Raw genomic sequence first — 15,738 nt, 5'->3', positions numbered from 1 at the left:
GAGTAAAAAAGTCGCATCACAATGAGGCTTTTTACTTTTTCTTCTGAGCTTTCTTCGCCATACTTAACGTTCTATTGCACCATTATTGTGCATTGCACAATCTCAACGCAAACAAGGACGTAATGTGGATACCAGTCTCCCTAGTGCCATACTCAACAACATGGTCACAGCAACGCTGATTCTTGATGATGGATTGGCCATCCGCTATGCCAATCCAGCCGCTGAGCTGTTGTTTTCGCAAAGCGCCAAACGCATTGTCGAACAATCGCTTTCTCAACTGATTCAGCATGCTTCGTTGGACTTGGCCTTACTGACTCAGCCATTGCAAAGTGGCCAAAGCATTACCGATAGTGACGTGACGTTTGTCGTCGATGGGCGTCCGCTAATGCTGGAAGTCACAGTAAGTCCAATCACTTGGCAACGACAGCTCATGCTATTGGTTGAAATGCGCAAAATAGATCAACAACGACGCCTCACTCAAGAGCTCAACCAACACGCACAGCAACAAGCCGCCAAACTGCTCGTGCGCGGTTTAGCTCATGAGATCAAAAATCCACTTGGCGGATTACGCGGTGCGGCGCAGCTGCTGGAAAAAATGTTGCCCGATCCATCGTTAACCGAATACACCCACATCATTATCGAACAAGCAGATCGATTAAGAGCGTTAGTCGACCGCCTACTTGGCCCACAGAAACCGGGCAAAAAGACACAAGAAAATCTACACCAAATTCTGGAGAAAGTACGCCAACTGGTCGAGTTAGAATCTCAAAACTCTATCATCATCGAACGTGACTACGACCCGAGCTTGCCCGAGATTTTGATGGATGCAGATCAAATAGAACAAGCGATGCTGAACATCGTCAGCAACGCGGCACAAATTCTTGCTCATCAAGAGCACGGCAACATCACCATTCGCACCAGAACGGTGCATCAAGCCAACATTCATGGCAAACGCTGCAAATTAGCGGCGCGCGTCGAGATCACCGATAACGGGCCGGGCATTCCACCAGAATTACAGGACACCTTGTTTTATCCCATGGTCAGCGGGCGCGAAGGCGGCACCGGACTTGGGTTGTCCATCTCACAAAATTTGATCGACCAGCACAACGGAAAAATCGACGTTGAAAGCTGGCCTGGCCACACCACTTTTACAATTTATTTGCCGATTTGACCTCACGAATGGATTTCGTTGAGCGCCAATTTACGGTTTTTGCTGCAAGGATTAGTACATGAGTAAAGGATATGTTTGGGTCGTCGATGACGACAGTTCAATTCGCTGGGTGATGGAAAAAACCCTCTCTTCAGCCAACATAAAGTGCGAAACCTACGCTGACGGGGAAAGCGTTTTGATGGCGCTTGAGCGCGAAGTGCCAGACGTACTGGTGTCTGATATTCGCATGCCCGGTATCGACGGATTAGAACTGCTCAAGCAAGTGCAACGTGATTACCCTGATTTGCCCGTGATCATCATGACCGCGCATTCCGACTTAGATGCCGCCGTTAACGCCTATCAAAAAGGCGCGTTCGAGTATCTGCCAAAACCGTTTGATATCGATGAAACCTTAACGCTGGTCGAACGTGCGATTGCCCACAGCCATGAAAACAAACGCGAGCAATTGTCTTCAGAAGATGCCCCAGCCGACACGCCAGAGATCATCGGTGAAGCGCCAGCAATGCAGGAAGTGTTCCGCGCTATTGGCCGCCTTTCTCGCTCGTCGATTTCCGTTTTGATCAACGGGGAGTCCGGTACGGGTAAAGAGCTGGTTGCTCATGCCCTTCACCGCCATAGCCCCCGCGCCAACAAACCTTTTATCGCTCTCAATATGGCCGCGATTCCAAAAGACTTGATTGAGTCTGAGTTGTTCGGTCACGAAAAAGGCGCATTTACGGGCGCGAACAGTGTTCGTCAAGGCCGCTTCGAGCAAGCCAACGGAGGCACGCTCTTTTTGGACGAAATCGGTGACATGCCGCTGGATATCCAGACACGTTTACTGCGCGTGTTGGCGGATGGTCAGTTCTACCGTGTTGGTGGTCACTCTCCGATTCGTGTCGATGTACGTATTGTCGCCGCCACGCACCAAAACCTCGAAAAGCTGGTACACCAAGGCGATTTTCGTGAAGACTTGTTCCACCGCTTGAACGTCATTCGCGTACAAATTCCTGCGCTTCGTGAACGCAAACAAGACATTGAAAAGCTCACACAACACTTTCTGGTACGCGCCGCAGATGAGCTTGGAGTGGAAACCAAAACCTTGCACCCGTCGACAGTCGAAATTCTCAATCGACTCAATTGGCCGGGCAACGTACGTCAGCTAGAAAACATTTGTCGCTGGTTAACCGTGATGGCGAGTGGCAGTGAAGTATTACCGAACGATTTGCCTTCAGAGCTTTTGGAAGAGAAGAAGACCGTTTCGGATTCAACCAAAGGTAGCTGGCAAGAACAATTGGCGGACTGGGCACGTCAATCGCTCGCTGCGGGGGATAAAGAACTACTTTCTTTCGCATTACCAGAATTTGAGCGCATTTTATTAGAAGCTGCATTGGAGCACACTAAAGGTCACAAGCAAGATGCCGCTAAAGTATTAGGCTGGGGACGCAATACGCTAACCAGAAAGTTAAAAGAGTTGTACTGACCGTCACTTAAGCAGTGAGTTAACAATGAGAGTGCTTATCGCTCGATATTAATAGAAATGTCAGTACAATTAAGGTGAACCATCCCTAATGTGACTAGGCAATGTCTACTGCAAAGACTCAAATTACACTACGTACTGCTGTACTCATCCCTTTTGTGATGATTTTCTTACTGGCTATCGGTGTGATTGTCTACGTCCAAAAACAAAGCTATGAAGAGGTGGTGACCGACATCAGCGATAAACAGCTGTCGGTGTTGACCGAAAGTGTCTACGACCACCTCAATAGTTATCTGCGAAAGCCGTTTACGGCGGTGATGACGCTTGCTCATAACGTGAGTTATCACAACCTGTACCATCCCCATGATACGCGAGATGTCCAAGCCTACTTATTGAGCGCGTTTCAGAACCTATACCGTTCTATTCCGCAGCTGGACGTGATTGCTTTTGGTTCGGAAACTGGCGATTTCGCGGGTTTTCGTCGCGAGATCTCCGACGATTACACCTTGATGGTTCAAGATAAATACACAGATGGTAAGTTAATCATCTACGGCACAGATCATGTCAGTAATGATATTCGTACTGTCATCACGCCTTACGACCCAAGAACTCGTCCTTGGTATCAACCCGTCGCCAAAGACGAAAAACCGATGTGGTCAAAAATCTACACCAATGCGGATGAACGCCAAGACATCACCTTGTCTGCTATGACACCGGTGTACGAACACCAAGAATTTGCGGGCGTATTGGTGACGGATATTCGTATCAATACCTTCAACGAGTTTCTACGCGTCATCAAGAAGAACACCAAAGCATCGGTCTTTATCATGGACCAAGAACACCGATTAGTGGCACATTCTGGCCCTGGCAGCGTGGTGTCTTGGGGCACAAAGTTTTCAGATAAAGGTCAACGCTTGTTCGCCTCTGAAAGCGCAGACCCGATCATCAAAATCAGCGCCTCCCGCGTGCGTGGTTTTGACTTGTACCATACAGACCAACCGTACACGTTTGAGTTTGACCACAGCGGCCAACGTATTTTTAGCCGCATCACGCCCTACTACGATCCAAACGGTTTAACTTGGTTCATCGGCACTTCTATCTCGGAATCTGATTTGCTTGGCCTCTTACCGAAAAGCCAAGAGAAAAGCTGGATTGTTGGTATCGTCGTCAGCTTGTTTGGTATCGGCTTTAGTTGGGTCATCTTCGAACGCGTGACTCGACCAATCAACGCCACTGCCGATGCGGCTCAACACCTAGCAAATGGCGATTGGGATAGCTCAATGCCCCAACCTGGCCGTGTGTACGAAACGACCGTGCTCGCAAAAGCCTTTAATGAAATGGCCAGCAACCTCAAAGCCTCATTTAAGGCGCTGCGCGATCAGCTGGTGTATGACTCATTAACTCGACTCTACAGCCGCCAAGGATTAATCGAAATCTGCGAAAACAAACCCAATTTGTGTCACGGTAGTTTGTTCTTATTGGGGATCAACAAATTTAGAGATATCAACGACAGCGTGGGACACCACAATGGTGATCAGCTGTTGGTTAGCATCGCAGAAAGGCTGAAGCAGCAATTCCCAGACAACACCATGCTGGCCCGAATTGGTGGTGATGAGTTCGCTCTGTTTATGCCAGATATGGATAAAGACGAAGACATCCGTTTAACAGAACGTCGCCTACAACAACTGTTCGCAGCACCATTTATGGTTGAAGGTGAAAGCGTGGTGATGAAGATCTCACTAGGGATTGTGCAAACCAAGCATGGTGAGAACATGCCGCTTTGGCTACGCAATGCCAGCATTGCTCTGAGCTACGCGAAGCAAGATCCACTGACGGGCATTTGTTACTACAGCCCAGAACTCGCGAGCGCATCGAAGTTTCGTACTCAGCTGCTCACGAAGATGCAAACGGGCATCGACAAGCGCGAATTTGTGCCTCATTATCAGCCGATCATCGATCTCGCGAGTGGTAACGTATGTGGCGCCGAAGCCCTAGCTCGCTGGAATAGCGAAAGCGGTATGATCTCACCATTAGATTTCATCCCAATCGCAGAGGAAAGCGGCATGATCAAAGCCATTGGCCAACAAATCTTGCTGCAAGCGTGCCGAGACACATACAAAGCCATCGAGAACAAACAGTGGCCGTCAGACTTCCAATTGCACGTGAACATTTCGGTCAATCAGCTCTCCTGTCCGGCGTTTGTCGACACCGTGACACGAGTGCTGGATGTCACCAAACTGCCCGCCAAAAACCTCACTTTAGAGATCACCGAGTCGCGCATTATTGATAGCGCACCAACGACTCTGGAAAACATGACGAAGTTGCGTGATATGGGCATTGGCATTGCCATTGATGATTTTGGTACGGGTTACTCTTCCCTTGGTTATTTGCATTCACTGCCGTTCACCTGCTTGAAGATCGATCGCACGTTCATCAATCAGCTCACCAAAGAGAACCTCGACAGCTCAGTAGTAGCCGCTGTGATCAATATCACCGCAGGATTAAAAACCAATGTCGTGGCAGAAGGTGTAGAAGACAGCACGCAAGCGCAACTGTTGCGTTCGCTGGGCTGCCATCAAGTCCAAGGTTTCTATTACAGTCGCCCAATTCCTCTGGATGAATGGCCAACACATTTGGTTAACATGAAGTAGAAAAGAGCGAGAATCGTTGAATTCCTAGTCATCCTCTACTGACAATCTACCTAACTGTTATTTATACTTAACTGCAAATCTTACCCATGTATTGTCACAGATAATGTTTGGGCCCTGTTCCAGTTCATAACTATCCGGATCGACATAATGATAACTAAGAATCTTCCTCTAACTGATTTGCACCGCCACCTTGACGGTAACATTCGTACTAAGACTATCCTTGAGCTTGGCCAAAAATTTGGCATTGCTCTGCCAGCGTACGATATTGAGTCTCTCACTCCACACGTTCAAATTGTCGAAGCGGAACCATCTCTTGTTGCTTTCCTTTCCAAGCTTGACTGGGGCGTAGCAGTACTGGGCGATCTTGACGCTTGTCGTCGCGTTGCTTATGAAAACGTTGAAGATGCGCTAAACGCACAAATTGATTACGCCGAACTGCGTTTCTCACCATACTACATGGCGATGAAACACAAATTGCCAGTCGCTGGCGTGGTTGAAGCGGTTGTCGATGGCGTACAAGCAGGCATGCGAGACTTTGGCATCAAAGCGAACCTTATCGGTATCATGAGCCGCACATTTGGCACAGATGCATGTCAGCAAGAACTGGATGCCATTCTAAGCCAGAAAGACCACATCGTAGCAGTAGACCTTGCAGGTGATGAGCTTGGTCAACCGGGCGATCGCTTTGTCTCTCACTTCAAACAAGTACGTGATGCAGGCCTAAACGTGACAGTTCACGCTGGTGAAGCGGCGGGCGCTGAAAGCATGTGGCAAGCCATTCAAGAGCTTGGTGCAACGCGTATCGGCCACGGTGTGAAAGCGATTCACGATCCAAAACTGATGGATTACCTAGCGGAAAACCGTATCGGTATCGAATCGTGCCTGACGTCGAACTTCCAAACCAGTACGGTCGATTCTCTAGCAAATCACCCACTGAAACAGTTCCTAGACCACGGCGTTCTAGCGTGTCTAAATACGGATGATCCTGCGGTAGAAGGTATTGAGCTACCTTACGAATACGAAGTGGCGGCGCCAGCAGCCGGCCTGAGCCAAGAGCAGATTCGCCAAGCGCAAATCAATGGCCTTGAGCTTGCTTTCATTTCTGATGCAGAAAAAGCAGAACTGAAAGAAAAAGTTAAAGATCGCGTTTAATCAGCGCAAAATTATAAAAAATGCCAGCATTTGCTGGCATTTTTTGCATTTGGAATCGGCAAGTGATGATCAAATCACGCGAGAGAATTGCTGCTGACGCGCTTTTGCTCGCAGATATTTATCGAAGCTCATACAGATGTTACGGATAAGCAGGCGACCACGCAGTGTCACTCGAATTTCATTGTCATCCACTTCCACCAACTCATCATTGATGAACGTTTGTAGCAATTGCAGGTCTTCTTTGAAGTACTGATCAAATTTCACTCTGAATTCAGATTCGATCGCTTTTTTATCAAGCTTAAAGTTACAAATCAGCTGCTTAATGACTTCACGACGGAGCAAGTCATCCGAATCGAGTGAGACACCTTTCCACAATGCGTGGCGAAGGTCATTTACTTGAGTGTAGTACTTCTTGAGCTCTTTTTGGTTTTGTGCGTACGCACCACCAATCATTGAAATCGCAGAAACACCAAAGCCCACCAAGTCACACTCACCTTGCGTGGTGTAGCCTTGGAAGTTGCGATGCAACACTCCTTCGCGCTGCGCAACGGCAAGTTCGTCGTCAGGCATCGCAAAATGGTCCATGCCGATGAACTGGTAGCCAGCCCCCGTCAAGGTTGCGATCGTATCTTGCAGGATCGCCATTTTCTCTTCTGCTTTTGGCAAATCTTCGTCTTTAATTTTACGCTGCGCAGCAAACAATTGCGGCATGTGTGCGTAGTTAAAGACCGACAGACGACCCGGCTGCATTTCCAGCACTTGTTCTAACGTCTTCGCAAAAGAGGCTTTGGTCTGCTTCGGCAAACCGTAGATCAAATCGAGGTTGGTCGAACGGAAACCCAACTCTTTCGCACGTGCCACCATCGCAAAGATGAATTCTTCATCTTGTTCACGGTTCACCAGTTTTTGCACTTCTTTGTTGAAGTCCTGAACGCCGATGCTCAGGCGGTTGAAGCCTTCACTACGAAGGTGATCCAACATGGTGATCTGAATTTCACGCGGGTCTACTTCAATGCTGATTTCTGCATCATCACTGAATGTAAATTCTTGGCGTAGCAAGTTCATCACGCGAGTGATTTGCTTTTCAGATAGAAACGTCGGTGTACCACCACCAAAGTGCAATTGCGTCACGGTGCGACCAACGAGCAATGCAGCACGTTGACGAATTTCGTGTTCAAGCACGTCGAGGTATTCATCCGCTTTGTGCGAGTGGCGTGTAATGACTTTATTACAACCACAGTAGTAGCAAAGCTTATGGCAAAACGGAATGTGTACGTACAGCGATAACGGACGCTCTGGGTACTGAGTGCATGCCATATCATAGTCTGAGATGGTAAACGCTTCATGAAACTCCAGCGCCGTTGGGTACGACGTGTAGCGAGGACCGGAATAGTTGTACTTATCCAATACCGCTTGATCCCAGACGATTTGCTGTTTCGATTCAGTGTGTTGATTCGACATGGTGGTACTTTCCGTTAAATGCTAGGGCAACGAAAGCCGTCACCCGATATTCAGAATCGCTATTTTGCCATACGACGATGGCAACCGTGGCAACACCTGATGGCTTTTTAATTATAAATCCAAAGAAGTGCTAGCGTGATCACGATAGCCCCAATGGTCATAAAACAAACCAATGGGGATTATCGTTAAAGCATCTGAATATTGATTTGATTATTCAGTGGCTGGACGTTTTTCTGCAACACTTTGAGTTCCTCGATGATCGCATCTGTTAAGCGGCTTTCTGCTTTCTGACGCGTCAGGTTCTGTTGCATACGTTCTTTCTTGGCAAGTTGCTGACGGTCTTCACCGCGCGCCATATCTTTTACGATATGGTAAAGCTCGGAAATTGCAGGGTACACTTCGTCGAAGTTCACACGATTCTCACCTTGAACATAATCCATGATGCAGTACACGCGAATACTGATTTCCGACAAATCGCACTGGCCTTGAATGCCTGCCTGACACAAGGTATGCACATTCTCAAAAATGTTGGCATTACGTTTATCGATCGCCAACTTTTGATGCTTCAGCTGCAATTCCTTTTGCTTTTTCAATTGAAGCAGAAGGTAACCTGCATAAGAAGCCAGCGCGATAATGATCACTGCACCCGCAATAGCTAATAAGGTTACATTCATGGCTTAATTATCCTTTGTAGTCTTCGAAGTTAATATCGTCGAAATCCGCTAATAAATCATCGTCATTACGAGAACCTTTCGCAGAAGAAACGGTAAAATCTTCCTCTTCTTCAGGTTCTAGCAGACCAAGTTGGTCCATTAGCTTTTCAATACGATCAAGCTTCTCATCCACGTATTTTTGTAGGCCTGTACCTAGGTTTTCACCCGCTTCAATGCGATCCAACAACACGTTCAATTGCGCGTCATTTTCTAGCATTTCTAGCTCTTGTTCCGCAGATAGACGACGCTCTTGCTTCGTCATCTTCTTCACTGGTTCAACAATCAGAGGGATCTTCTTCTTGCTGCCTAAACGTGGGTCACGATTTTGCGCAGAAGATTGCTTTTTCTGTTCGTTAACTTCTGAGTTGCGGCTACCTGTCTTCAAGCCTTTACGCTTTTTCGCGCGCTTGCGTAGACGGCCTTCAACGTCAGATTCGGTACGGTTACGAGTTACAACAAACTCAGGTGCGCCAGCGGCACCCGGCTTTCTAGATTTCTTTTTACGGCTCATTACTGGGTCTTCCTCAGTAAAATTACATCATTACCAATAAATTCGAGTTCGAGCTTATCCCGCTCAGCAAGGAACTGGAAGGTATCACGGCTAAAGAACACCACATGAGTTGGGTCATTCTTATAGTGCCATGATTTAAAAGCCTCCACGTCGATGACCATTTTCGTCATCAGGCCAATCCAGCCCCCTGGCTTAACTAAATTCAACCATTGCTTCCACACCACATCGGGGTGGTAGAGGTGCTCTATCACCTCTGTCGCTGTCATGAAGTCATACTGCTTTTCTAGCACCGCAGTATCTGGGTGATAGTAAATATCGTACAACGCCATGTTGTGCCCTGCTTCTTCTAGCATTAAGGAAAGCGTCGGGCCCGGACCACAACCAAAGTCGATTCCGTTCGATTGTGGTGAAATTCGCTCTGTGATTGGGTCAGCAATACGCGACAAAAAACGTCGATAGCCCATATCTTCTGGGTTGTTCTCATGCAAATCATAGTGAGCTTTTTCAGTTTCCGCATCCAAACGTTGGTCTGGATTAACGAATACCAAGTAGCACTGCTCACATTGAAGATATTCGCGATGCTTATCTTCAAAATAGTGACGAGTATGCTGATTGTGGCATAAAGGACAGGTATGCATGCTGACTTCCTCAAACAGGGATGCGAAACATACCAGAAAGTGGACTCAGATTGGAGAGGCACTGAATACTTTTTCAGCAGTTTTTGTTAAAAAACTTTGTTTAAGAACCCATCGAAAGGCATCAGTGTAGTAATCCCTCTTCAGATTGGTGGTTGCCGAGAAAAAACGGCATAAAAAAAGCGACAGTCAAACTGTCGCTTTCTAAGTGCCATCAAGTGGCGAAACTGTGTTGCACGCATTTAGTGCACCAAGAATCCTTTTGTTTTTCGTGCTTTCCTTGCCAAAAAGTGTTGTTTTTCATCTTCCTGATGAGTTTTGGCTATCCCTTTACTTCCTGTCTTCTGAGCAACTTCCTGTGCCTGATCCTTTCCACTGTCTTAACCATAAGACGAGATGACCATCCGTATCGAGCAGGCTCCTTGCCTACCTAATTCCGTTTTCCGATCACCAAGCTATCCTAGCTTGCGTCCATGAAGACCTTGAATCCGTGGTCTGAAATCCTGCAATTCACCCCCTGTGAACGCTTTCTACTTTACGTAATCCCGACGCACTCACAAGTTAGCAGCAGGAAATATTAGCGATGATTTTTTCGCAAAAATTAAAAATATCAATTAATCAAAAGGTTAAAAATAAGAAGAAGACATTCGCAATCGAAGGTATGGCAAATGTCTTACAAGCTTTCGAGCAGATATCGATGACACCCTCAAAAATCACGTGTGAGCCACATCACCAACAAAAATGCCCCAGCGAAATCGCTGGGGCATTTTTGTACAACTTTGCTCGAACTATGTAGGGGTATCAGTGCAGACCGCCAACGTATTTCGACAGAACTTCGATATCTTCATCTGTCATTTTCTTCGCGATGTCACGCATCATGGCATTCATATCGTTGCCACGGTTACCATCACGGAATTTTTCTAACTGAGCTTTGATGTAGTCAGCGTGCTGACCAGAAATTTTAGGGAAACCTGAAAGCTCAGTACCGTTACCACGCGGACCGTGACATGCCATACATGCCGTTAGACCACGCTCTGCATCACCCGCGGTGTAAAGCACTTTACCTTTTGCTACCACATCTTCAGGTGTCGAGCTTTCTGAAGTTGGTAGAGAAGAGTAGTATGCTGCAAGATCTGCGATGTCTTCATCGCTTAGCGGCATTGCCATGCCACTCATTACAGGATCGTAACGACCTTGTTTACCACCACTTGTCATACCTAGCTTAAGATCTTTTAACTGCTTCTCAAGATACTTAGCGTGTTGGCCTGCTAGTTTAGGGTACATTGCGATTGCACTGTTGCCATCTGCTCCGTGACAGGCGACACAGGTTTGTGATTTTGCTTTACCAGCCTCAATATTACCTTGGGCCCATACTGAGCAACTGGCTAAAAGACTCAAAATTAGCGCTAATTTCTTCATGACATTCCATTATAATTATCAAGCTTCCAGTACCACGGAATGTGAACATACCGCGTACACTCATGGTACAATAGGCGACCTTATGCCGAGCACGGTTATTTTACACAATTTCACAAAAAAGTAATCAATCGACTACACAAAGTCGAGATGGAGTTAACAGTGAGCGTAAAAATTCATTACCAAAATACGCATTTCATCACCAGCGCGCCCGATATTCGCCACTTACCGGAGGACGAAGGTGTCGAAATTGCGTTTGCAGGACGCTCAAATGCTGGTAAATCGAGTGCACTTAACCGTCTAACTAATCAAAAAAGCTTAGCCAAGACATCAAAAACACCTGGTCGTACCCAATTGATCAACCTATTCAAAGTAGAAGAAGGTTGTCACATTGTCGATCTACCGGGATATGGTTTTGCTCAAGTACCGGTAGAGATGAAAAACAAATGGCAGAAATCTTTAGGTGAATACCTACAGAAACGCGAGTGCCTAAAAGGCCTAGTGGTTCTGATGGACATTCGTCACCCAATGAAAGATCTCGACCAGCAAATGATTTTCTGGGCTATCGATAGCCGTATTCCAGTACAAGTGTTGCTAACTAAAGCTGATAAGCTAAAAAGTGGCGCACGTAAACAGACACTTCTGAAAATTCGCAAACAAGTGGAAACTTTCGGTGGTGACGTTTCGGTTGATGTTTTCTCTTCTTTAAAAGGATTAGGGGTCGATCAGCTGCGCGCGAAACTGGATACCTGGTTTGCACCAGCACTGGCTCACCTGATTGAAGAAGACGATCTAGAGATGCCAGAGAGCAACGAAGAATAATTAACAATATTTGTTAAATTTTTTCGACACAGCCCTGCCATTTGGTGGGGCTTTTGTTTATCTAGACAAAGCAAAAACCGGAATTTCAGGCAATAAAAATCCCCACCTTCCTGGCAGGGATAACGGGAGAGAAAAATTGGTAATTATTGTTATGTTGCAAAGCATTACTGAACTATCGAATGATTTCAATAGTTCAAAAAGTCATCTGCTTTTCTAATCTTGAGTCTTTTCGTTTACCAAACATTAATAAAGAAAATTAAATTCAATAAGTTAGATAAGTTTCACCCCTCAGAAAGGCCGACTTACTTTCTTTCGAGAAAAAATAATAGTGTGAATGGCGTAAATTTACAGGATGAATGAGTCGAAGAAATAACGACAAAAAATCAGTGGAAGCAAGTAGTTAGCGAGAGAGAATTGCGAGGACAGCGCCAAAATGGATAAGAAACTGAGTTAAAAGGAATTTTTCTTTCGCCCAATAAAAAACGCCCCAGTCAAAAACTGACTGGGGCGGCTGAATCAGCCTAATCCAATAACGTGAAACAAAAGGTCTGAAAGATAGAACATCTTACCTCTGTACCCTACGCGATCTAATGTACAACAATTGGTCAGAATTGCAAAGATTTTTTGTAGTTTTTTTTCATGAAAGTTTTATTAAGCAACATTAATTTTCAAATCCAAGTTGCTTTTTTAATGACACAAAAAAGCCAGCGTTTGTGCGCTGGCTCATACTAAATCGACCAAATTGATTTAAAAATGATTAGTGTGCTTGATCCCAGTTGTCACCGTGACCAGCTTCTGCCACCAAAGGCACTTTCAACTCTGCTGCAGATTCCATCAATTTTTGTACTTTACTTTCAATTTCGGACAAAGACGACTCTTCGACTTCAAATACCAGTTCATCGTGTACTTGCATCAAAAGTTTTACACGACCATTGCCTTCTTCTTGAATCCATTGATCCACTAGCAGCATCGCTTTCTTAATAATGTCCGCTGCAGTGCCTTGCATTGGCGCATTGATCGCCGCTCGTTCTGCTGCTTTACGACGCATACCATTACGCGATTTGATTTCTGGCAGATGCAAACGTCGACCAAAAATGGTTTCTACATAACCTTTATCAGCTGCTGCGCTGCGCGTGTCTTCCATGTACTGCATTACACCTGGGTAACGCTCGAAGTATTTGTCCATGTAAGCTTGCGCTTCACCACGAGGAATGCCCAGCTGTTTTGCCAAGCCGAATGCGCTCATACCGTAAATCAGACCAAAGTTCACCGCTTTTGCACGGCGACGCTGCTCACTTGATACCTGATCAATAGACACTCCCATGATTTCTGCTGCGGTTGCTGCGTGAATGTCTTTACCGTCGCGGAAGGCATCAAGCAGCGCTTGGTCGCCAGAAAGGTGCGCCATAATACGCAGCTCGATTTGCGAGTAGTCGACAGCCAGAATCTTGTAACCAGCAGGAGCTACAAACGCCTGACGAATACGACGACCTTCTTCGTTACGGATTGGAATGTTCTGCAAGTTTGGATCAGTAGACGACAAACGACCTGTCGCAGTCACCGCTTGATGGTAAGAGGTGTGTACACGACCAGTTGAAGGGTTGATCATCTTCGGCAGCTTGTCTGTGTATGTCGACTTCAGCTTCGCTAAGCCACGGTATTCTAGGATCAGTTTTGGCAGTGGGTAATCCAACGCAAGCTCCTGCAACACCTCTTCATTGGTTGAAGGTGTGCCAGATGGCGTTTTTTTCACAACAGGTAGACCCATTTTTTCAAATAGGATGGCTTGCAACTGCTTTGGCGAGTTCATGTTGAACTCTTGTTCTGCGATTTCGTAAGCTTTTTGTTCAAGCTCTTCTAAACGGGCCGCGATTTCTACCGATTGAGCGCTCAGCTTCATGTCATCAATCAGAACACCAGTGCGCTCAATGCGAGACAAAACAGGGACTAGCGGCATTTCGATTTCTTCGTAAACCGATTTTAGCTTTTCATCTTGTTCGATGTTAGCAAACAGACGATTGTGCAAGCGAAGCGTGACGTCTGCATCTTCAGCTGCGTATGGCGATGCTTGCTCAAGCTCGATTTGGTTGAAGGTCAGTTGGTTTTTACCTTTACCCGCGATTTGTTCGAATGAAATGCAGCTGTGTTGTAGGAAACGAAGTGCCAAGCTGTCCATGTCGTGTTTGCCGCCTACGCTGTTGTAAACGTAAGACGCCAACATAGTGTCGTATTTGATGCCTTTCATCTCGATGCCGTAACGTGCCAGCACAGACGCATCGTATTTTAGGTTCTGACCGACTTTCGCTTGAGCGTCGTCTTCAAGAATTGGTTTCAGCTGCTCCAGAACCCAATCGCGATCCAGTTGCTCTGGCGCATCCAAATAATCGTGTGCGACAGGAACATAAGCCGCAATACCTTCATCGATAGCAAATGACAAACCGACGAGGTTCGCCACCATGTAATCAAGGCTGTCCGTTTCGGTATCAAAGGCAAACAGCTCTGCCGCTTTGAGTTTTTCTAGCCACGCATTGAAAGAAGCTTCGTCCAAAATGGTTTCGTACTGACTGCGATCAATCGTTACCGCTGAGGTTTCCATTTCAGCATGCGAAGAAGAAGATGATGATGCTTGCGCAGAGCCTGCAAGTTCAACCGTTTCGACAGTGCCTGAGCCGCCTTCAAGCAGTTCGTTCAACCAAGACTTAAACGTCAACTGACCATACAGTTTGATCAATTCGTCTTTGTTTGGCTCTGCTTTCAGTAGCGACTCTGGTGTTTCTTCCAGTTCCACATCCAGCTTGATGGTAGCCAGCTCATAAGACAGCATAGCGTTGTCTTTGTTGTCGACCAGCTTCTTCGCCATGGTTTTCGAACCGCGGAAACCAAGTGCCGCGATATCATCCAGATTTTCGTACAACTTAGTCAGGCCACCAATGCCTTGCAGCAAAGCGGTCGCCGTTTTGTCGCCCACGCCCGGTACACCAGGGATGTTATCGACTTTATCGCCCATCAACGCTAGATAGTCGATGATCAACTCTGGCGGAATACCAAATTTTTCCACCACCCCTTCACGATCCATCACGACGTTCGTCATGGTGTTGATCAAGGTAATGTTGTCATCCACCAGCTGAGCCATATCTTTATCGCCAGTACTGATTAAAACAGGCATGCCTTGTTGCGAGGCTTGGTAAGCCAACGTACCGATGACGTCATCTGCTTCCACGCCAGGAACGCAGATCAACGGCAAACCCATCGCACGAATAACGTTGTGCAATGGTTCAATTTGGCAACGCAGATCGTCCGGCATTGGTGGACGATTCGCTTTGTATTCTGAATACATCTCATCACGGAAGGTTTTACCCTTCGCATCAAACACCACCGCAATACGCTCAGACGCAAATTGACGCATCATACTGCGTAGCATGTTCACCACACCGTAAACTGCGTTGGTTGGGATTTCACCATTACTCATCGTGCCCGGGTAAGCGTGAAAAGCGCGATATAGGTAAGAAGAACCGTCGATAAGAATCAGCGGATTTTCAGGAATACTTGCCATAATTGTCTGTATCCAAATCAGTACTTAATAGATCTGCCTAGGATGCCATGACTGCTGATCCGAATCTATCTTGTTCGTTCGATCCAGATCGCGGAAATTTTCCGATTTATTCAAGAAAACTACCACCATCTGTGGATAACTCTGTTTATATAAATTATCCACAGATTGTACAATGATAGAAAAGACAAAAAAAT

At 46.4% G+C, this 15,738-nt stretch carries 12 protein-coding genes; 5 read left to right on the top strand and 7 right to left on the bottom strand.

Annotated elements, in window-relative coordinates:
- Positions 1 to 91 precede the first annotated feature (91 nt).
- The 4 genes from glnL (at position 92) to add (ending at position 6,433) form a co-directional block, all read left to right on the top strand.
- Positions 92 to 1,171 carry a nitrogen regulation protein NR(II) gene (gene glnL / locus DYB02_RS01815; RefSeq protein WP_031776386.1) on the top strand — a complete coding sequence of 360 codons (1,080 nt, stop codon included), beginning with the start codon at positions 92 to 94 and terminating at the stop codon, positions 1,169 to 1,171.
- Positions 1,172 to 1,229: 58 nt separating this feature from the next.
- Complete coding sequence (glnG, locus tag DYB02_RS01810) at positions 1,230 to 2,633, top strand: nitrogen regulation protein NR(I) (protein ID WP_005456831.1); 1,404 nt, start codon at positions 1,230 to 1,232, stop codon at positions 2,631 to 2,633.
- Between the two features lie 101 nt (positions 2,634 to 2,734).
- Positions 2,735 to 5,281 carry a phosphodiesterase GepA gene (gene gepA, locus DYB02_RS01805; protein WP_020904381.1) on the top strand — a complete coding sequence of 849 codons (2,547 nt, stop codon included), beginning with the start codon at positions 2,735 to 2,737 and terminating at the stop codon, positions 5,279 to 5,281.
- Between the two features lie 147 nt (positions 5,282 to 5,428).
- Positions 5,429 to 6,433 (top strand): adenosine deaminase, encoded by a 1,005-nt coding sequence (gene add / locus DYB02_RS01800; protein ID WP_015296070.1) that lies wholly within the window; start codon positions 5,429 to 5,431, stop codon positions 6,431 to 6,433.
- A gap of 69 nt (positions 6,434 to 6,502) precedes the next feature.
- On the opposite strand, the gene hemN is transcribed toward add, so the two are convergent.
- From hemN to DYB02_RS01765, 5 genes are all read right to left on the bottom strand, one after another.
- Complete coding sequence (gene hemN / locus DYB02_RS01795; RefSeq protein ID WP_029806597.1) at positions 6,503 to 7,894, bottom strand: oxygen-independent coproporphyrinogen III oxidase; 1,392 nt, start codon at positions 7,892 to 7,894, stop codon at positions 6,503 to 6,505.
- Between the two features lie 185 nt (positions 7,895 to 8,079).
- Complete coding sequence (locus DYB02_RS01790) at positions 8,080 to 8,568, bottom strand: DUF2489 domain-containing protein (protein ID WP_005456843.1); 489 nt, start codon at positions 8,566 to 8,568, stop codon at positions 8,080 to 8,082.
- A 7-nt stretch (positions 8,569 to 8,575) separates the two neighbouring features.
- Positions 8,576 to 9,118 carry a Der GTPase-activating protein YihI gene (gene yihI, locus DYB02_RS01785; RefSeq protein WP_005496687.1) on the bottom strand — a complete coding sequence of 181 codons (543 nt, stop codon included), beginning with the start codon at positions 9,116 to 9,118 and terminating at the stop codon, positions 8,576 to 8,578.
- Complete coding sequence (locus DYB02_RS01780; protein WP_005456816.1) at positions 9,118 to 9,756, bottom strand: class I SAM-dependent methyltransferase; 639 nt, start codon at positions 9,754 to 9,756, stop codon at positions 9,118 to 9,120. The genes yihI and DYB02_RS01780 overlap by 1 nt, the downstream gene beginning before the upstream one ends.
- Positions 9,757 to 10,554: 798 nt before the next feature.
- Entirely contained in the window at positions 10,555 to 11,172 is a 618-nt protein-coding gene (locus DYB02_RS01765) for a c-type cytochrome (RefSeq protein ID WP_005478649.1), read from the bottom strand.
- Between the two features lie 159 nt (positions 11,173 to 11,331).
- Here DYB02_RS01765 and yihA point away from each other — a divergent pair, with 159 nt between their 5' ends.
- Positions 11,332 to 11,991 carry a ribosome biogenesis GTP-binding protein YihA/YsxC gene (yihA, locus tag DYB02_RS01760; protein ID WP_005456829.1) on the top strand — a complete coding sequence of 220 codons (660 nt, stop codon included), beginning with the start codon at positions 11,332 to 11,334 and terminating at the stop codon, positions 11,989 to 11,991.
- Between the two features lie 516 nt (positions 11,992 to 12,507).
- Here yihA and spfP read toward each other — a convergent pair.
- Both spfP and polA read right to left on the bottom strand, forming a co-directional pair.
- Positions 12,508 to 12,555, bottom strand: a complete 48-nt coding sequence (gene spfP / locus DYB02_RS26180; protein WP_438356636.1) for a small protein SpfP — start codon at positions 12,553 to 12,555, stop codon at positions 12,508 to 12,510.
- Positions 12,556 to 12,748: 193 nt separating this feature from the next.
- Complete coding sequence (gene polA, locus DYB02_RS01750) at positions 12,749 to 15,544, bottom strand: DNA polymerase I (RefSeq protein ID WP_029806373.1); 2,796 nt, start codon at positions 15,542 to 15,544, stop codon at positions 12,749 to 12,751.
- Positions 15,545 to 15,738 lie beyond the last annotated feature (194 nt).

Origin of the sequence: Vibrio parahaemolyticus, assembly GCF_900460535.1 — a bacterium.
Classification (GTDB): Bacteria; Pseudomonadota; Gammaproteobacteria; order Enterobacterales; family Vibrionaceae; genus Vibrio; species Vibrio parahaemolyticus.
Note: the sequence above shows the minus strand (reverse complement) of the source record. Positions and strands in the feature narration are given on the sequence as shown.